This window comes from Alteromonas sp. D210916BOD_24, assembly GCF_047159385.1.
Lineage (GTDB): Bacteria > Pseudomonadota > Gammaproteobacteria > Enterobacterales > Alteromonadaceae > Alteromonas.
Map to the genome: position 1 here is coordinate 235,019 of NZ_AP038333.1, position 17,654 is coordinate 252,672.

General features: G+C 45.0%; 21 protein-coding genes. 6 read left to right on the forward strand and 15 right to left on the reverse strand.

The features are described from left to right. The first annotated feature begins 18 nt into the window (after positions 1–18). Positions 19–1,962: a glycoside hydrolase family 3 N-terminal domain-containing protein gene (locus ACMCM8_RS01025; protein ID WP_412724589.1), complete on the forward strand. Its 1,944-nt coding sequence runs from the start codon at positions 19–21 to the stop codon at positions 1,960–1,962. Between the two features lie 10 nt (positions 1,963–1,972). Then, the gene (locus tag ACMCM8_RS01030) at positions 1,973–3,079 is read left to right on the forward strand and encodes a mechanosensitive ion channel domain-containing protein (protein ID WP_412724591.1); all 1,107 of its coding nucleotides are present in this window, start codon (positions 1,973–1,975) and stop codon (positions 3,077–3,079) included. Between the two features lie 99 nt (positions 3,080–3,178). On the opposite strand, the gene ACMCM8_RS01035 is transcribed toward ACMCM8_RS01030, so the two are convergent. Continuing rightward, positions 3,179–4,396 carry an exo-beta-N-acetylmuramidase NamZ family protein gene (locus ACMCM8_RS01035; protein WP_412724593.1) on the reverse strand — a complete coding sequence of 406 codons (1,218 nt, stop codon included), beginning with the start codon at positions 4,394–4,396 and terminating at the stop codon, positions 3,179–3,181. 128 nt (positions 4,397–4,524) lie between these two features. Continuing rightward, positions 4,525–5,493 (reverse strand): N-acetylmuramic acid 6-phosphate etherase, encoded by a 969-nt coding sequence (murQ, locus tag ACMCM8_RS01040; protein WP_412724595.1) that lies wholly within the window; start codon positions 5,491–5,493, stop codon positions 4,525–4,527. 265 nt (positions 5,494–5,758) lie between these two features. On the opposite strand from murQ, the gene alr reads away from it, so the two are divergent. After that, positions 5,759–6,835, forward strand: coding sequence for an alanine racemase (gene alr, locus ACMCM8_RS01045; protein ID WP_412724597.1), 1,077 nt, complete (start codon positions 5,759–5,761; stop codon positions 6,833–6,835). Positions 6,836–7,228: 393 nt separating this feature from the next. Here the strand turns inward: alr and ACMCM8_RS01050 are convergent, their stop codons facing one another. The 3 genes from ACMCM8_RS01050 to ACMCM8_RS01060 form a co-directional block, all read right to left on the reverse strand. Next, positions 7,229–7,915: a YitT family protein gene (locus ACMCM8_RS01050; protein ID WP_412724599.1), complete on the reverse strand. Its 687-nt coding sequence runs from the start codon at positions 7,913–7,915 to the stop codon at positions 7,229–7,231. Between the two features lie 191 nt (positions 7,916–8,106). Beyond that, positions 8,107–8,418, reverse strand: a complete 312-nt coding sequence (locus ACMCM8_RS01055; RefSeq protein WP_412724601.1) for a hypothetical protein — start codon at positions 8,416–8,418, stop codon at positions 8,107–8,109. Between the two features lie 89 nt (positions 8,419–8,507). Continuing rightward, positions 8,508–8,912, reverse strand: coding sequence for a VOC family protein (locus tag ACMCM8_RS01060; RefSeq protein ID WP_412724603.1), 405 nt, complete (start codon positions 8,910–8,912; stop codon positions 8,508–8,510). 519 nt (positions 8,913–9,431) lie between these two features. On the opposite strand from ACMCM8_RS01060, the gene ACMCM8_RS01065 reads away from it, so the two are divergent. From ACMCM8_RS01065 to ACMCM8_RS01075, 3 genes are all read left to right on the forward strand, one after another. Further along, positions 9,432–10,550, forward strand: coding sequence for a hypothetical protein (locus ACMCM8_RS01065; RefSeq protein WP_412724605.1), 1,119 nt, complete (start codon positions 9,432–9,434; stop codon positions 10,548–10,550). Positions 10,551–10,568: 18 nt separating this feature from the next. Further along, the gene (locus tag ACMCM8_RS01070; protein WP_412724607.1) at positions 10,569–11,366 is read left to right on the forward strand and encodes a substrate-binding periplasmic protein; all 798 of its coding nucleotides are present in this window, start codon (positions 10,569–10,571) and stop codon (positions 11,364–11,366) included. Between the two features lie 198 nt (positions 11,367–11,564). Continuing rightward, complete coding sequence (locus ACMCM8_RS01075) at positions 11,565–12,815, forward strand: NRAMP family divalent metal transporter (RefSeq protein ID WP_412727568.1); 1,251 nt, start codon at positions 11,565–11,567, stop codon at positions 12,813–12,815. A gap of 66 nt (positions 12,816–12,881) precedes the next feature. Here ACMCM8_RS01075 and ACMCM8_RS01080 read toward each other — a convergent pair whose 3' ends face one another. The 10 genes from ACMCM8_RS01080 to ACMCM8_RS01125 form a co-directional block, all read right to left on the reverse strand. Then, entirely contained in the window at positions 12,882–13,211 is a 330-nt protein-coding gene (locus ACMCM8_RS01080; RefSeq protein WP_412724609.1) for a zinc ribbon domain-containing protein YjdM, read from the reverse strand. Positions 13,212–13,244: 33 nt separating this feature from the next. Continuing rightward, a complete protein-coding gene (locus tag ACMCM8_RS01085) occupies positions 13,245–13,700 on the reverse strand; it encodes a GNAT family N-acetyltransferase (protein WP_412724611.1) in 456 nt (151 codons plus the stop codon). 32 nt (positions 13,701–13,732) lie between these two features. Continuing rightward, positions 13,733–14,092: a DUF3703 domain-containing protein gene (locus tag ACMCM8_RS01090; protein ID WP_412724613.1), complete on the reverse strand. Its 360-nt coding sequence runs from the start codon at positions 14,090–14,092 to the stop codon at positions 13,733–13,735. 31 nt (positions 14,093–14,123) lie between these two features. Then, positions 14,124–14,705 carry a DJ-1/PfpI family protein gene (locus ACMCM8_RS01095; RefSeq protein ID WP_412724615.1) on the reverse strand — a complete coding sequence of 194 codons (582 nt, stop codon included), beginning with the start codon at positions 14,703–14,705 and terminating at the stop codon, positions 14,124–14,126. Then, positions 14,702–15,154, reverse strand: a complete 453-nt coding sequence (locus ACMCM8_RS01100) for a GFA family protein (protein WP_412727570.1) — start codon at positions 15,152–15,154, stop codon at positions 14,702–14,704. Before ACMCM8_RS01100 ends, ACMCM8_RS01095 begins: the two co-directional genes overlap by 4 nt. 125 nt (positions 15,155–15,279) lie before the next feature. Further along, positions 15,280–15,444, reverse strand: a complete 165-nt coding sequence (locus ACMCM8_RS01105) for a hypothetical protein (RefSeq protein ID WP_412724617.1) — start codon at positions 15,442–15,444, stop codon at positions 15,280–15,282. A gap of 58 nt (positions 15,445–15,502) precedes the next feature. Continuing rightward, positions 15,503–15,937: an energy transducer TonB gene (locus ACMCM8_RS01110; protein WP_412724619.1), complete on the reverse strand. Its 435-nt coding sequence runs from the start codon at positions 15,935–15,937 to the stop codon at positions 15,503–15,505. 98 nt (positions 15,938–16,035) lie between these two features. Beyond that, positions 16,036–16,434 (reverse strand): hypothetical protein, encoded by a 399-nt coding sequence (locus tag ACMCM8_RS01115; RefSeq protein ID WP_412724621.1) that lies wholly within the window; start codon positions 16,432–16,434, stop codon positions 16,036–16,038. Positions 16,435–16,548: 114 nt separating this feature from the next. Next, a complete protein-coding gene (locus ACMCM8_RS01120) occupies positions 16,549–16,992 on the reverse strand; it encodes an energy transducer TonB (protein WP_412724623.1) in 444 nt (147 codons plus the stop codon). Between the two features lie 157 nt (positions 16,993–17,149). Further along, positions 17,150–17,497, reverse strand: coding sequence for a DUF1622 domain-containing protein (locus ACMCM8_RS01125; protein WP_412724625.1), 348 nt, complete (start codon positions 17,495–17,497; stop codon positions 17,150–17,152). Positions 17,498–17,654: the final 157 nt, after the last annotated feature.

The following is a 17,654-nucleotide window of genomic DNA, read 5'->3' on the forward strand; positions in this document are numbered from 1 at the left end:
TTTACGCTGCTTAGTTGGATGAGCTACGCTCAAGTCCAGCCGACTTTGACGCGCGCGCCTACCCAGCAAGTAGTATCAAATACACCAGAGCAAGCGCAGGCAAATAAAATTAAGACTATACTTGGTCAAAAAGTGATTTTGGATTTTCGTTATTTCTGCCATGACGACACGCCATCTCGCCAATGCCGCACCCCAATGACCGAGATCTCCCCTGCGCTTTTGGAACTACTTAGTGCTCACAATATTGGAGGGGTCATACTCTTTTCCGAAAACATTAAAGACGTAGCGCAACTGATCACGTTAAATTACACCATGCAACAACACATGGTGAAAAAAGGACGCCCCCCTTTATTTATCGCGGTAGATCAAGAGGGGGGACGAGTGGCGCGCTTGCCAGCCACTATGCTTTCGCCTTTTGCGGGCAATATGGCCATCGGCGCCAGCTTTCATCAACACGGTACGGCTTTTGCCCAAAATATTGCCGCCCATATAGGACAAACCCTGTTGCCGTTGGGGATTAATACTAATTTTGCCCCCTCTGTGGACGTAAACAGTGAACCGAAAAACCCCGTTATCAATATCCGTAGCTTTTCTGAGCAACCTCAGCACGTCGCGGCCATGGGGGAAGACTTTGTGAAAGCGATGCAGAGGACTGGGGTAATTAGCGCTATTAAGCATTTTCCCGGACATGGAGATACTTATATCGATAGTCATACGGGGTTGCCCCGTGTGGCGCATACCCGTTCCCAAGCGATGGCCGGTGATGTATTGCCTTTCGCCAGCATCATCAACGGTGACAGTGCGCCGGCCATGGTAATGACAGCACATATTCAGTACCCGTCTTTAGACAACACAACGGTAATGGACAAAAAAGGGCAGATGCAAACGGTGCCTGCCACCCTCTCTAAGCGCATAATCACAGATTTACTAAGAACCCAGCTTGGCTATCAAGGGCTGGTGGTAACCGATGCCCTTGATATGGGGGGGATTGCCCAATTTTTTGAGCCAGAAGACGCCATGGTTAACGCATTTCAAGCCGGTGCTGATATTGCACTGATGCCTTTTACTATTCGCAACCAGAACGATATCCAAGAATTTAATCGCTTTATGGAAAGGGTGGCTGAGCAATTGCGAGGCAGCAAAGAGGATCGTGACATGCTCACTGCGTCTCATAATCGCATAAGTAAAGTAAAGCAGCGTTTTCAATTACAGAAGTTTGTTGGCAAGCCTCAATCATGGTGGATAGATGAAGCGAAGGCACGCGGTGATTCGCTTAATCCTAATTCTCACAAACGCAAGGGCATACAACTTGGGAAAGCGCTTTCTGAGGCCGCGGTGACGGTTTTATATGGCAAATCTAAGTTACCGCTTACACACCAAGGTTGGTTAGCACTTATGCCTGATACCGCCAGGTGTTTTGCGTTTGAATCAGCAGTAGTGAAAAGCTTTAATACGTTAGGGGTTGGCGCTGCCGATATTCAATTCGGGTGTCTACCGCTGACTGCGCTACCAAGTAAGCGGTTAACAAAACGCCTTATATCAGAAGCCAGTGTATTAGTCGTGGGAGATATTACCCCCGAACATGCTAACTACGAACTAGGTGGGTTAGACAGTAAAGAAAGTGTCGCCAAAAGAGCGAGCCAAAGTGAAGTTCATGCGTTTACAAAAGACATGATGCAGTTTGCCAAGTCCAAAGACAAAACCGTGGTATTTGCGCCGCTTCGCATGCCTTACATGGCCGGTGAAGTTAAACCTTTCACCGACATCGCTATTGCTACGTTTAGCTACGTGGTGACGGTAGAGCCAGGTTTAAATGAGGTGTCTGTGGGACAAGGTAATTCGCCTGTGGTAAACAGTCATGTATTTAACGCGTTAACTCAGGTATTGACGGGTCAGTTAGAGGCGCAAGGCCGCTCGCCAGTCACCATGACGCCCGCCACCCCCGAAAGTAAACAGAAATAAGGAAGCCTGCGTGGACTCAACACATTTTGTCGATACCCTATTTAGTGCCATTTTCCCCTTCATTCCATTGGTCGTCGCGCTCGTTTTTGTGGTAGGAATTCTTGCCGGGTTACACTACTTATTATTGGCTAAGCAAAGCCATCTATCCAATGAGCAAAAATTGCCCAGACAAGTAAGTATGTTGGTACTTACTATCGTAGGTGCTGTTGTCATTGCAATGGCACTTCCTGTTAGTGAAAGTACTCGTAATCAGGTTATCGCCCTTATCGGTGTGCTAATCTCTGGTGTCATCGCCTTCTCTTCCACCACCATGGTCGGCAATTTAATGGCAGGTATTGTGCTTAGAGTAAATAGACCGTTTAAGGTGGGCGATTTCATTAAGGTAGAGGGGTATAGCGGCAGGGTGACGGAAATGGGCTTACTGGATACTGAGATCCAAACCGAAAGCAGAGAGCTAATTGCGTTTGCAAACACACTGATGGTGAATTCACCAGTATCGGTAACGCGGGCATCGGGTGCCGTGGTGAGCGTAGAATTAAGCTTAGGGTACGACCTTCACCATAGCGTCGTTGAACGTCACCTTATTGCGGCAGCAAAAAATGCACAACTTTCCGACCCGTTTGTGCAAGTGATTGCTTTGGGTGACTTTTCTGTTAATTACCGTATATCCGGTTTATTGCTTGAGGTAAATAGTTTGGTAAGTGCGCGCTCTCGCTTGCACAAGGCTGTGCTTGATGCCTTACACGATAACGATATTGAAATTGTCTCTCCAAACTTTGTCAATCAAAGGCCGCAAGTCGAAGGCTCAAAGATACTGGCGAAAACCCCTGTACATAATATCTCGTCGACAAACCCGTCTGACCCTCACCACGTCGCTTCTGAAAATACGCCGGAAGATGTCATTTTTGATAAAGCTGAGCAAGCACAACAACAAGAGAAAACAAAGGAGTCACTTACCCAGACATTGGCTGAGATAGAATCTCAGTTGGAAGAGGCACAAGGCGAAAACAAAGAAAAATTAAAAGGTAAAAAAGCCGACATCGAAGCAACATTAGCCGAATTGATGCAGCAAAAACCTACCGAAGAAGTGGCCGCGACTGAACTCAAGAAGTCTTGAGTTTATTGGCTTAAAAAATACGCCTATTGAACGTGAGAAAAACCGCATGACACAACGGTGCGGTTGTTACTGCGCGATCACGGTTTATGAAACTATGGTTTATCGCTTATCTGGGTATAGCAAATAGACAAGGCGTTTGCGTTTAAACGACACTAAATCCTGCTGCCATGAATCGCGTATTTGCGCCGCGCTTGCACCGCTTTCCATCATTTCTCGCAACCGATTCGTGCCGGCTAATTTATCAAAGAACGCAGGGCGCGTAAAAAAAATATCGTCTTCATGTTTCATCAAATTAAAGCGTTTGTAAGTGTTTACTAACACGTCTATGTTTAAACCCTCAGATTCGTTATCTTTTATTAATTCTCGAGTGTGAGTGTTCACTAACATGTCGGCGTAAAGTGTGGCGTTTTCGTGTTTAGGGGCGGGGGCAGCTGAGGTAGCCGTCACCGTTAGTCTATGCTCGCCAATGGGCACGGTTGGGTGTCCAATTAACTGAAAAGGGAAGGCTGTGCCTCGGCCGATACTGATATCCGTACCCTCAAAAAAGCACAGAGTGGGATAGAGCGAAATAGCGGCGTCATTGGGTAAATTTGGACTTGGCGCAACAGGTAGCGAATAGCGTTGGTATTTATCGTAATGTGATACGGGGATAACTTTTAAGGTAGAGGTCGAATTGGCGGGGATCTCAGCCCACTTTTCGCCCACTATCATTTGGGCCAGTTCGCCTAGGGTCATACCGTGTAGCACTGGAATAGGATGCATTCCCACAAATGATGAGAAAGCGCTTTCCAGTGTGGGGCCATCAATATATCGGCCGTTTGGGTTGGGTCTGTCGAGAACTATAACGTCTATATTGTGTTGAAAAGCCGCTTCAATGACATAGTGCAAAGTACTTAAATAGGTGTAAAAGCGTACCCCCACATCCTGAATATCAAATACGATAACGTCGATATTGGCGAGCATGTCGGCAGTGGGCTTCTTGGTTTTGCCATACAGAGAAAATACAGGCAAGCCTGTCTTCACATCTCTACCGTTTTCAATGATTTCACCTGCTCCCTTATCACCACGAAAACCATGCTCGGGTGACATGACAGCGTTCACCTCAATATCGTGCGATAACATGACGTCTAGAAGGTGAGCGTACTTACCAGATGAAACATCTGCCTCTTGCGAGGGGAGCATGCTGATGTGGTTATTGCGGACCAACGCACTTTGGTTAACCACAAGCCCCACGCGTTTATTCTGTAGTAGTGGTAAATAGGCATCCAGCCTTTCTGCACCCACTTTCAACGTAGCGGTCGTAGCGGGCTCAACCATTGCTACAGTACGAGGGTGGGGTGAAACACTTGATGGGTTTGAACTGATCTTTTTCGTGGCACAACCACACACTGCAAAACAACACATTAACCCGATAAAAATAAAATAAGCGCGCATAGTGGATTAACTCAACTGTCAGACGATGTAGGGCATGTTTTAGGAGCAGGGGAGGCTGCAATTGCACTGCGTAGATAGCCTTGGTGGGTTTGAAGACTAGTCACTGCCTGTGCCGCTGTTATACCGGTTAATACCATTAAAATGGCACACTTAGCGTTGTTTTTTGATGCTGCTAACGCGTCTAGCGCAGTGGTTTCATCGCAATCGGTTGCTTGCATCACAATACGAAGGGCGCGAGCTTTGAGCTTCTCATTAGTGGCGTTTACATCGACCATTAGGTTCTCGTAGGTTTTACCTAACTTCACCATCGTGGCCGTGCTGATCATATTTAAAACCATTTTTTGTGCCGTGCCCGCTTTCATACGCGTACTACCCGTAAGCGCTTCGGGGCCCACAATCGGGCATACACTGATATCCGCTGGCCCGAAAATCTCAGCATTGGGACTACAGGCAATTGCCGCTGTGACACAGCCAATCGACTTCGCATATTCCAATGCACCGCTGACGTATGGGGTACGCCCACTGGCAGAAATACCGACGACGGTGTCATTGGCGTGAAGTGTAATGCGCTTTAGGTCTTCCTGGCCCATTGCATGGTTATCTTCAGCACCTTCTACCGCGTGCATAATGGCTTTTTCTCCACCCGCTATGACTCCCACAACCATTGAATCAGGCACGCTAAACGTTGGGCGACACTCTACCGCATCCAATATACCAAGCCTGCCACTGGTGCCTGCGCCGACATAAATTAGCCTCCCTCCACAAGATAGGCTTGCCGTTGCGGCGTCTACTACCATGGCTATTGCGTCAATTTGTTCACCCACGGCACTTGCGACTTTTTCATCTTCCCGGTTTATCCGACTTAAGATACCGGTTGTCGTTAACGTGTCTATGTCCATTGTGTCTGGGTTACGACCCTCTGATATTATTCGGTCGAGAGAGTGGGCCAGTGACTGCAGGCCGTCGTTATCAGCAGACATAAATTACCTTTCATACATTTGAGAAGAGAATTGCGTTAGAGGAGAAGCATAACCACATTTGAGACAACAAGAAACAGGCGATTGTGCAAAGCTGGGGGTAATCAACAGGAAGTAAAAATGCACTTGGTTCTTATCTTTTGCACTATGAGATAAAGGTTAACGTGCTCACTGTGAATACAAGGCCCGCTTTTTCTAAACTCATGGTACAATTTTGAGTCTTATAGCCTTTTTCGTCAGCCATACCAATCAAGGAACGTGTTTTTCTGTGAGTCGACAAACCCAAGCCATTATTCACGCCGATGCCCTACTGCATAATTTTAAGCAATTGGCGGCAATCGCGCCGCAAAGTCATTCTATGGCTGTAGTGAAAGCAGATGCTTATGGTCATGGTGCGGTTAACGTGGCGCGCATTTTACAGCACGTGTCCACACGCTTTGCTGTGGCTATTATTGAAGAAGCTATTGCACTAAGAGATGCAGGGATCACCGCGCCTATTGTGGTGTTAGAAGGCGCACATCAGGCGAAAGAATGCCAAATGGCCTATCAGCACAATTGTATATTAGTAATGCACTGCGAGCAGCAGCTACTCTGGTTACAAGCCTGTGCCGAAGACAAGCGCCCCCATATTTGGTTAAAAGTGGACAGCGGTATGCATCGTTTAGGCTTTGGGCTTAACGAGATTACCGATATCGCACTGCGCTATAAATCTTTACTTAGCGATGAAACTGTTATCGCGACCCATTTCGCATGTGCAGATGACGACGACAGTAATTTTACTGAGCAGCAACGGCAGCGCTTTGAGCACAGTGTGGCTGCGTTAGGGCTGCCATTAAGTCTGGCCAATTCGCCCGCTACGGTTAACTGGCCGAACACTCGTGCCCACTGGAATCGTTTAGGGGTGGGTGTGTATGGTGGCAGTGTGTCTACACACTCCACTCACAACCTTGCGTTACTGCCCGCGATGAGTTTGCGGTCAAGTATCTTGGCGCTTAGGGAAGTTGCTGCAGGAGAAGGCGTTGGTTACGGTCAGACCTGGGTCGCGACTAAACCAAGTCTGATTGCGACTGTGGGTATCGGCTATGCCGACGGTTACCCCAGACACTGCCCTAACGGGACGCCCGTGTTGGTAAGAGGTCAACGGGCAAGTTTGGTAGGTCGGGTTTCAATGGACATGATCACTATCGATGTTACCCATATTCCTCAAGTTAAAATGGGCGATACAGTGGAGTTATGGGGTGAACACATCGCCATTGGAGAAGTCGCGCAATGGGCAGGCACTATCGATTACGAATTAATGACGCGGGTGTCACAGCGGGTACCCAGAATTGTGAAATATGTTTAATTATTTTGCTGAATTGTAAAATTAATTTTTGAAGTAGTATTAAAAAATCAATTAGTTAAGCCCTTTATACACAAATTGGCAAAGTCATATTCACTAAAAGAATGAGACTTTCCCCCATCAATTCGGGCTATACTGTGATGGCTTAGTAGCGGGATTGCGATGAATGTGTCATCTCCAACTGTTCTGGGCAAAAAACTCATAAGTGAGGTTTGTATGCGTACTTCGTTTTCTCGCCCTAGAGTAAATCGTGGAGTAGTAAGTCGACCGTCTAGACCTGTGCAAAAGAAGCAATAAACAGGTAATTCGGCGTTAACAGATACAAATTAGAGATACAAAAAAGCCCGGTTATTCGTACTCGCGAGTAACCGGGCTTTTATTTTAAGGGCTGTTTAGCTATCCGTTTTGAGGATGCAGATCCGAGTCCAAACGCTCGTGGTGTGATGTACTGGCTTCGACAGTTGTGTCTCTATCTGCCTTCCCCTGATTAGGGAAATAACGTTCTGGCCTATGGTTAAGCGATATCACCATATTTAGGCAAAAGGCGGCCAAAATTGAAATAAGCACTAAATGCCAATCAATAAAGAAAAGCGCACAAAGTAAGATACAAGTATCAACAGTCAGCTGGAAAGTGCCGGCTCGGATATTAAATCGTTGCTGCAGATAAAACGCCATTATACCCACACCGCCCAAGCTTGAGCTGTGACGGAACATAATAAGCATTCCCACTCCAATAAGAATGCCACCAAAAATTGCCGCAAAAATAGGATTGACGTGGCTGATATCAACGAACGCTGGGATTTGTTCGGTCAATACCGACACCGTAGTCACTGAAATAAACGTATTAAGTGTAAAACGCCTGCTGATTTGCGTCCACGCCAAGGTATAAAACGGCAAATTGATCAAGAAAAACAGCAATCCGAAATTGACGTCAAAAGCATGGGTACCCAACAAAGCAAGCCCCGCTGCTCCGCCTACCATGAGATCTTGTGACTGAAAAAGAAACACGCCAAACGCAACAAACAAGCCGGCGCTGACAAGAGCGAAAACATCTTCGATGACACTGTGTTTGATTTTTTGCATAAGAAAAATTGCGTTGAGAAGACACAGCGTAATTATACGTTTACATGCTATCTGAATATAGGAAGTGAAAAAGTTAAGGCAGGACGAAAACGATGCGATGGTACGTTAGGCTTTACGAGTTTTAGCGCAGCAGTGAATAAGGTGTTGCGGTGTTGTAAACGTTGCACCAAAAAGGTACGAACCTCGCTTCACTATTCAACAATGGAAAATACGACAATGTCTTGTTTATTAAATTCGACACTGCATTGCATGATGCCGAAGTGCAGGGGACTATAAGCTTCAACTTTACTGCCATTAGCCATAAATTCGGTATCCCAGAGCAATAAATTGGCGGTATTGAGTTGACGAAGCACGCTTTTTTTAGACACCCCAGGTGAAAAGTTATCGCACAAGAAAATGACTTCGCGGCGTGCCTCAATCCAGTAGAAGGTTACTGTTACGAGAAGCGCAATGGCGGCAATTGCCGCAATATCTGCAAGAATAGAACGTTTCATCGCTTGCACTATCATTCTCCTTGTCGAGGTTTTCCGTTGAATACCTACGCGTTTGTCACTGCTTAGTATGCCCTTGTTACGCCTTTACTTCACCACCACTACACATCAGAAGGTTGGATAAGATCCCATTTATTGCCGTATCTATCTTTAAAGATAGCAACAACACCATAGGCTTCTTCACGAGGCGATTCTAAGAAGGTCACCCCTTTTTGTTGCAAACGACGGTATTCACACCAAAAGTCGTCTGTACTTAAGATTAAAAATACTTTGTCTGCTGCTTGTCGTCCGACTAATGCTTTTTCCTCAGCTGACTTCGCCTCAGCCAGTAATAAGCTATGTGAAGAACGTTGCTGGTTTTTTGCAGGCGTTAATAGTACAAAACGAGAATCATCGTCAGAAGACTTATCCTCTGATAATGTAAAATTAAGCACTTGTGTAAAGTAATCAATAGCGATGTCATAATCATCGACGAAAAACGTCACCGCAGAAAGAAAGTGGCTCATTAACAACTCAATGGGTTAGCGCAAGGCGTCGGGCACTCTACAGTAGGCGTTATGCAATTTAAAGTAATCATTCCTTAATACCTTCATTTTTTCTTTCCTCAGTTAATGACCATATCGCAGGCTATAGCGGTGGGCTCAGCACAGCGTAAAAAATCCCATCTGTTGCACTGTGATGCTGATATAAGTCAAATGATCTTTTTGTAAGGTTTCGGCTGTATTCATATGGCGTGTCGGGTATTCCTATCTCGCTTTGAAGCAATGGAAAAAGCTAAAAGGTAAAGAATATTGGACTGTAAATGTCTTTCCTTAGGTCAAAGAGCGAACTCAGCCAATCTTAGGTGTTTATGCATCACTTCAAGGGAAGGGACAAAAAAGGAAGGTACTTTTTAAATATTGATACGCGTTAAAAACTGAAGGATGTAATTTTAAGGCCTTTGCCCCAATTCCATTTCGACAACAGTCGTGGTAGACACAGATGGCGGCGTAAAGAGTGCTTAAAAACTGGAAACAGGAACCGCAATGAACAAGTTACTACCTGCACTTTCAATTCTCCCACTGTGTGCGTGCTACTCGGGCGTGCCCCTCGCTGATGAACTTCCGTTTACCCTTACAGGCCATGCGCGTGTAAATTATGGACATCAAGACTGGCAACGTCCCGAATTCAGAGATGGTTTTGAATTTGAATCATTTAAACTGGGGGTGTCTGGGAAGTCTGAACAATTTAGCTACAAAGCCGAATACCGATGGTATGAAAATGTAGACTTCAACACAGTTCGGTTTGCAGAGCTTACCTATCACCACGATGAGCGCACGCAGATTACTGCAGGCATCACACAAACGCCTTTTGGATTACAACCTTTTGGTAGCAATAATTTCTGGTTTTCAGTGAATTACTATCTAGGGTTTGAAGATGACTACGATGCCGGCATTAAAATTAACCATGACTGGGGCAACTGGGATTTTCAGGCTGCCTATTACATGAACGATGAATACAACGATGCCGCTAAGTTCTCTCGATATTCATTTGATGTTGCAGACGATGGAGAATACCGCAACAAAGAAGATGGCCAATATAACCTGAGGGCTAATTATTCTGCGCGCTTTATTCGTGGCGCCACCACCGATATGGGTATTTCATATCAATATGGCAACATCCTCAATTTAGACACTCTTGATGATGGGGATATGAATGCCTATGCCGTGCACTTACGTCATACCCAAGGCGATATAAAAGTAGAACTGCAATATATTGACTATGAATACAATTTAGCGGCGCCAGAGGGACAGGCAAAAGACCGCATGGCTTTATCAGCATTTACCTTTCCATTTCTTGCTGCCACCGACGGTCGGACTTATTCCGCTAACCTCGTCTATTCAGTGCCATATGAATTTGACCATATTGAGTCCCTGACGTGTTATTCCGAATTTAGTACTGCCAAAGGCCAGGGGGCGTCTGGGAAGAATTCCTCGCAGTGGATCAATGGCTGTAGCTTTGGCTGGGATAAGTTGTTTGTCTATGTCGATAGCATTCAAGGTAAAAATATGTGGTTTTCTGGAGGGCCAGGTGTAGGGCTTGATCTAGACGGAAGACAAGGCACCACACATCGACTCAATATTAACCTTGGCATTTACTTCTAAGGGCACTAGGACATGACTATGCGATTACTCATTATTACGACTTTTTTACTTGCCTTAGTACCGCTGCAAAGCTTTGGCCACGCGTGGATGAAGCTTAAAATTGCTACCGCAGAGTACGCGCCTTATACCTCTACAGACATGCAGCACGATGGATATATCAATCATATTATTGCCGATGCCTTTTTAGAAACCGGCGTAGTGGTAGAGTTCGTCTCGCTGCCCTGGGATGAAGCATTAGAAGCGACCTTGAGGGGCGAATATGACGCGCTTTCTTACGGCAACTTTGTGCGTGTCCGAGAAAAATCTTTCTATCACAGCAATCCAATTAGTGCAGAAAGTCTGGTGTTTTACGTCAATACAGAGAAAGGCCCTGACAGTTGGACCAGTTTAGATGAGTTAACAAGCTTAAAGATGGGGGTTACCGAGGGATATCTGTATACCGATGAATTAGCGGCTTATATTGATAAAAACAAAAACATTGTGAAAAACGACAGTGATATGGCTAATCTTGAGTCATTGATCAACGGCGATATCGATATATTCCCCATTGATGAGTTAACAGGGTGGTATTTGCTTCAGCGTGAGTTTACTGACGCTGAAAGACGAGCTGTGGTTCCTGTTAAGCCCTTTATATCTACAGTGACAACTCACCTGCTTGTTCCCAAAGGGGAGGAAGATAGCCAACTTATCCTGTCTTTGTTTAATAAGGGATTAGAAGAGTTAACCCTCGAGGGTAAGCTGACACGATTTAAACGCCTATTGCGTGAAGGTTACTATCAGCATCCCGAAAAGAAAGTGAATTACGACAGACGTTAATGTGAAACGCGGCGCGCTTAGGACTTTTCGCGCGCCGTATGGCTTTTACTTCTTCTACTCCCCAACTTCTATTTTCTCTACTGAACTATTCTTGACCATCAAGAGACTGCTGCGTGGCTTTTCTGGAATAGATTATCCTGCTAAGGTGAGCTGCTAATGACTTTTTAACAAGAGGTTAGTTTGTCTGCACCTGAAAACATGACTGCTCTGGCACGGGGAACTGCATTACTAAAATTGCTTGGGCCAGGAGTGCTAATGGCCACTGCCGCGGTGGGGGGAAGTCATCTCGTCGCGTCCACTCAGGCGGGGGCGAAATTCGGTTGGCAACTCGCCTTGCTCATCCTCGCGGTTAACCTACTTAAATATCCATTTTTTAGAGCCGGGGTCAGCTATACCATCAGTACGAAATGTACGCTCCAGCAGGGTTATTTGGCGATGGGGAAACGGTATTTGGTACTGGCTCTTTGCTTAAATAGCATCGCGTCGGTAGTGAATGCCGCAGCATTACTGCTTTTCGCTGCCAGTCTCTTGGCCTATTTTATTCCATTTGATTTAGCCATTAGCCTATCCGCCGCAGTGGTATTAGGGCTTATTTTGCTTATTTTACTAAAAGGGCACTTCGATGGACTAGACAATATTGCCAAGGCCATCATGGGCGTTTTGATAGTAGCGACTATTGCGGTATTTGTTGTTGCCCTTGTTAATTACGATCCCACCACGGCACCTGTGGATCCGCCTTCTCCCTATACGCTAGCCACGCTAGGCTTTCTTGTGGTAACGATGGGGTGGATGCCAGCCCCCATTGAAATATCGGCAATAACATCGTTATGGTTAAAACGTCAGTGTGCTCAACAGGCGGTCACGCCAAAAACCGCGTTGTTCGATTTTAACTTGGGCTACGGTGTGACGGCATTGCTGGCGGTGCTGTTTTTAGGTTTAGGTGCACTTATATTATACGGCAGCAATGTTACTTTGAGTGCCAGTGGAATAGGCTTTTCACATCAGCTTATCAGTATGTATTCGTCAACCATTGGTCAGTGGACGCATTGGCTAATCGCATTGGTAGCCTTTTTATGTATCTTCGGGTCAGCGCTAACCGTGTACGATGGCTATGCCCGTGTGGTAGCTGAAGGAATAAGCTTGCTATTAAAAATGGATAAACCTGCTCGAAATACGTTAGTCACACCGGTGCTTTTAGTGATGTCTGTAGTGAGTTTTTCTATCGTACTGTTTTTCAAATCGGCATTGCTGGCCATGTTAGGGTTTGCGATGACGTTGGCCTTTATCACCACCCCAATGTTTGCTTGGCTAAATCACAAGTTGGTAAAGCAAACGCCTCTTCACAAGGATGCCGCCCCCAGTCTGGCGGTGAAAGTGTTAAGTTATATCGGCTTGGTGTACTTGTTTGGCTTTTTGCTGGTATTTATTTGGTGGAAATGGCTTAACTAGCGCCTGTTAAACATTCAATAAGCTAGCCCTTTCCATTAAGGGCTAGCAATGTACGAAAGTACTGATTTATGCTTTTTTCACAAACTGTGCGGTAAGCATCATTTCACCTGCACCGTCCACTTTGCAGTCAAGCTGGTGGTCTTTGCCTTCTTTGACATGCCGGATAACGGCTTTAGTACCAATTTTTAAGATCAGTGAACTTCCTTTTACTTTGAGGTCTTTAGCAAGGGTTATTTTATCGCCTGCGACCAGTGGCGTACCGTTAGCGTCATTTGCAGACACTTCTTCAGCCACCTCATTGGGGTTCCATTCGTGGCCGCATTCAGGGCATATTAGCAGGGCTTGATCTTCGTAAACGTATTCGGATTCACAGTGTGGGCAAGGAGGTAACGACATATCTCTTTCTCATTAATGGCATGTAGCCGGTATTTAAAGCGTTCGGGTCATAAAGTGACTGTTTGGATCCAGCGTATAATGACTAAACGGACCACAGTCAATAAAATGGAACTTTTGGTACAGTTTTCGTGCAGCAGTAAAATAATCCTGCGTGCCTGTTTCTAAACTTACCGAACGGAACCCCTTTATTTTGGCATGTTCAAGGGCAAAAAGTAATAGTTGAGAAGCAACCCCCTTCCCGCGAAACGCTTTTACCGTGCGCATAGACTTTAATTCCACTTCTGCGTCGCTAAGTATTTTAATGGCGACACAGCCTGCTAGTTGGCCTTCGTGCCATGCACTAAAAAAGGTGATCTCTGGTGCTTTTAAAGCTTCTACATCAAGCGCGTGAACACTTTCAGGCGGCGAAGTCGCATACATGTCTGACAGGTGTTCTTCCAGTAAGGCGATTACCTCGCCATTGGCTAAGTCGTCAATTTTTATCTGCATGGTGTTATCTCTGAATGTCAGCTAAGCGAACCTTAAAGCTTTGCTTTAGCTATCTTTGCCTGAAACTTTGATGACACTGGGAGTGTTTTAAAAGGGCTTATGTTGCTTCCGCCCGTGTTACCCGTAGGCACCAAACCAATCGCTGTTTTGGTGGCTGCGCCACCAATGCGAAGTAGTTGTCCAACAACCTCTTTAGGCTTTCGTTGCCTAATGCCCCACATTAACATCAAGACATGAATATACACATGCCATCGCGTAGACGCTTGGCCCAGTACATGGGCATTTTCTAAATGGGTAAATGCAATATCGTCTTTTCCTTCACGTAACATTCGTTTGGCATGCACAACTTCGCGCAATACTGCAAAGGCAATATTTTGTGTAAATGTGGCCATATTACTGTCCTCTTAGTTCAATGCTAGCTAATTACACTTGCGTCCAGGTAAATTCCATTTGTCGGGCGGTGGCTGTGGCGACAGCTTTTCCCTTCAGGCGACCTACTATATGAAGACTCATGTCGATACCCGCTGAAATTCCGCCAGAGGTTAAATATTTGCCTTGCTCAACCCAGCGCACATTCTCAATGACATTGAGGGTAGGGAACTGACGCTTTAAATCACCCAGATCTTCCCAATGTGTCGTTACATCCTGTGTAGTGAGCAATCCACACTGTGCTAATAGGAATGCACCTGTGCATACCGAGGCGACAACCTTAGCGTCTTTAGCTTGTTGAGATAGCCAATCAAGCACTTCGCTTTTGTTCATTTCATCGTGATGTACCCCACCAACAACAATAAGCACGTCAATTGCAGGGTGATGGGTAAAACTGAATTTTGGTAGAACGTTAAAACCACCGCGAGCCACCACGGGTCTTTCGTATTGAGAAATCAAAAATACATTAAACGCGTCTGGATCGCCCATGACCCTTGCTGCCGTTGAAAACACTTCGAATGGGCCTGAAAAGTCCAACACTTCTGCTTGATCATATATATAAATAGCAACGTTCATTGTTGGCTATCCTGACTTGTTGACCCGTTGACTTGAGTGACGTTCTCACGCGAGGGCTCAAAGCGATGGTATCGCGGTAGGTTGGCATCAAGATCATCCCAGTTTGCTTTTGAGGAAACAAAATTATGTGACATGGGGCGCTCTGTAATGTCTGAATCTAAAATACCTAAACGAAGCCTAAGTTTTTCAGGGTTTTCCTCATTAGAACTGTATATCGGCGAGCCGCAGGTTTTACAAAAGTGTCTGCACTTTCCTGGCTTAAATTCAAAAGTGGTGAGAGTATTGTTAGGGTCGATTACACGAAACTCGCTTGTATTGATAAAGCCATTGGTCGCGTAGGCTGTTCCACTATTTTTGCGGCAGAGCGAGCAGTGACAATGAATGATGCTTTCTATTGCCCCTTCTAATTCAACTTTTATGGCGCCACATAAACACCCACCTTTGTACATTTTACTGACCTCATTCATTTTTATTTCATCGAATGGCGCGAACGTGCAAACTTGGTGCCTTGCCACATACGAATTTGATTACTCTACAAGCGTAATTGCCTGTGATAGTCGTATTGAACTAGGTGTCACTTTTTCTTTTTTGAAGGGAAAATGTGTAGCCAAAATGCACCTTCAAACAGTAAACCTAACGCAATAAATACAAACATACCTGTTTTGTTTCCATGGCTATAAAGCGTAAGCGCTATAAATAGAAACGATAAAACCAAAAGTACTCTTAAGATTGTTTTCATGAAGTCCTCTTTACGCGATTTACTGCTTTTGGCCAGTAAATACGAGCGTTATATTGCGCTACTCACACGTTAGCGTAGCTTGTTGCTGACAGCGTTTTCTCGCTTCTAATTCGGTGCTTCCGCCCATGCAAAAATCCAGTCTTATCACTTTTTCTTCACTTGACGCCGATTTGCCAGGTACGAGTTGCCAATCCCATTTTTTAATAATACTTATAGCGGGTTTGGCAATTACGCGTTTTGGTACAGATGACAGCATTGTAACTTGCTCGGATGAGCCATCAGCATTAACGTTAACCTTGAATACACCGCAACCTACTATACCTTTCATTGCTAGATCTACAGGGTAGCGCGGCATTAACTGATTAGCTCTTTCCCAAGTACTTTCGGCGTGAGTGGGGGATACATGTGTTAATTCAACAGCAGCATAATTACCTGCTGCCAGTGCATGAGCAGAGAAAAAGCTCACCAATAAAGCCATCGTTTTGTTATTCATATAAATCACATTTAATGTAAACATATTGTCCATGAGGGCTTTATTGGCACGCCAATGATGAACATAATCCCAATGTAATATATCAGCCAGCTTAACGACTAACTGCGCGGCGAATCAAGAGTGTGAACAGCTGCTTTGATACCATCCCAACTTACATCATTCATAGATGATTTAAAGCACTTTATTGCCTCTTTTCTGTAATGTTCAGCCTCGCCACTGTCTCCAAAATTCTCGTGAAGTATTCCCAGACGAGCGTACGTCATCCCGAGAGTGTTAGGACCAATATCGTTAAGAAGCGCTGGTGATTGATCTGACTCTAGTAATCGAGTGAGGGTTTCAAGCGCATACATTGCGCTTTCAGGCGACCCCGTCATGTATTGCTGGTATGCAAGGTTAATTTCATTGCGCATAAACGCAGAGTCAAGTTGATTGGCATAAGAAAACGCAGTGGATACTGACAAAATTGAAGCTAAAATTATTCTGGTACTGTGTCGCATATAAATTTCCTTATTTTGGTCAAGTGATTGATGTGGGCAGTGTACACATACTTAACGAGAGCGTAGTTTTTCTGTACCTACCCATGAGGTTAACTAAGCGGTCGCACTTTTAAATTAAAACCCAGCGCCAACAGCGCAATGGGCTTTTGCTTTATCGTAATTAACAGCTTGGGGCATGTAAAAATCCATTTGTATCATACGTGTGATTGGCTTTCGCTCAGAGTTTTGTGGCGTTGGTTGCCAAGCCCATTTATTAATAACCTCTTGTGATGGCCCAATGAAAGCATTATTGGGATAGCTTTCTATTAACTCTGCATCCGTGGTTTCCCCTTCACTGTTGATTGATATTTTAAATCGGGAACATCCGGCAATGTGCTGCTTTGCGGCTTGGACAGGGTATTTGGGCGAAATGCGTTTCGATAAGACCCAGTAATTCTCCGCTTCTTCAACGCTATGCGTTAAATCCAGTTTTTCATTGTGTTGGTCAATCGAGTTGTATTTTGATGCACAAGCCGTCAAGAACAAGCCTATACAGGCTAATAAAACTATCTTATTCATTATCTTCCCTGAGATTTATTGTGATTGTTGTATGCTTATTACGTCGTTGAAAAAATATATTTAAATGTTTTTAAACATAGGGTTAGCTTTCAATTTTGTAATTCTCCCTTGGCGTATTACGCCAACCAAATTACAACCCTATTGATAAATCTACCGATCATTTTTCTTTTTGCCAAGGCCACCTTCCCTCGACTTCTAAATGTAGCGTCACGCTTAAAAAACTTCTTATTAAGATGATAAGTGCCAGTGTTCCTACATTTCCAAGTGAATCTGCCACAACCACGGTTCGTATGATATCTCCGGCAATGAGGAACTCTAACCCGAGAATGATTGAACGGCCTAGATGCTGACGGAATTGCCAATACGCCATACCATTAGCCAATGCTTTATACGACCTGATAAAAATGACTGTTGATATAAAGGAACCAATTATCACGATCAAGACACCAAAAGTTTCAATTGCATATCCGGCGACTGTGATGATTTCGATAAACGTAGTTTCCATGTATTTGTCTCCTAACGAGTCCCAGAGCGAGTTTACATGTTCGCGTCCTAACCCGCATCAGCAGGCGTGTCTCAAGGCAATCCAATCAAATCCAACCTCACCCAAGGTGAAGTGATCGTTTTATTCATTTAACATTAATCTAGATAGGGATACCCAC

Coding starts and splice junctions, on each gene's coding strand:
- ACMCM8_RS01025 (WP_412724589.1), top strand. CDS start 19: ATGAGCTACGCTCAAGTCCAGCCGACTTTGACGCGCGCGCCTACCCAG.
- ACMCM8_RS01035 (WP_412724593.1), bottom strand. CDS start 4,396: ATGGTTGAGCCCGCTACGACCGCTACGTTGAAAGTGGGTGCAGAAAGG.
- murQ (WP_412724595.1), bottom strand. CDS start 5,493: ATGTCTGCTGATAACGACGGCCTGCAGTCACTGGCCCACTCTCTCGAC.
- ACMCM8_RS01050 (WP_412724599.1), bottom strand. CDS start 7,915: ATGCAAAAAATCAAACACAGTGTCATCGAAGATGTTTTCGCTCTTGTC.
- ACMCM8_RS01060 (WP_412724603.1), bottom strand. CDS start 8,912: ATGAGCCACTTTCTTTCTGCGGTGACGTTTTTCGTCGATGATTATGAC.
- ACMCM8_RS01065 (WP_412724605.1), top strand. CDS start 9,432: ATGAACAAGTTACTACCTGCACTTTCAATTCTCCCACTGTGTGCGTGC.
- ACMCM8_RS01070 (WP_412724607.1), top strand. CDS start 10,569: ATGCGATTACTCATTATTACGACTTTTTTACTTGCCTTAGTACCGCTG.
- ACMCM8_RS01075 (WP_412727568.1), top strand. CDS start 11,565: ATGACTGCTCTGGCACGGGGAACTGCATTACTAAAATTGCTTGGGCCA.
- ACMCM8_RS01080 (WP_412724609.1), bottom strand. CDS start 13,211: ATGTCGTTACCTCCTTGCCCACACTGTGAATCCGAATACGTTTACGAA.
- ACMCM8_RS01085 (WP_412724611.1), bottom strand. CDS start 13,700: ATGCAGATAAAAATTGACGACTTAGCCAATGGCGAGGTAATCGCCTTA.
- ACMCM8_RS01090 (WP_412724613.1), bottom strand. CDS start 14,092: ATGGCCACATTTACACAAAATATTGCCTTTGCAGTATTGCGCGAAGTT.
- ACMCM8_RS01095 (WP_412724615.1), bottom strand. CDS start 14,705: ATGAACGTTGCTATTTATATATATGATCAAGCAGAAGTGTTGGACTTT.
- ACMCM8_RS01100 (WP_412727570.1), bottom strand. CDS start 15,154: ATGTACAAAGGTGGGTGTTTATGTGGCGCCATAAAAGTTGAATTAGAA.
- ACMCM8_RS01105 (WP_412724617.1), bottom strand. CDS start 15,444: ATGAAAACAATCTTAAGAGTACTTTTGGTTTTATCGTTTCTATTTATA.
- ACMCM8_RS01110 (WP_412724619.1), bottom strand. CDS start 15,937: ATGAATAACAAAACGATGGCTTTATTGGTGAGCTTTTTCTCTGCTCAT.
- ACMCM8_RS01115 (WP_412724621.1), bottom strand. CDS start 16,434: ATGCGACACAGTACCAGAATAATTTTAGCTTCAATTTTGTCAGTATCC.
- ACMCM8_RS01120 (WP_412724623.1), bottom strand. CDS start 16,992: ATGAATAAGATAGTTTTATTAGCCTGTATAGGCTTGTTCTTGACGGCT.
- ACMCM8_RS01125 (WP_412724625.1), bottom strand. CDS start 17,497: ATGGAAACTACGTTTATCGAAATCATCACAGTCGCCGGATATGCAATT.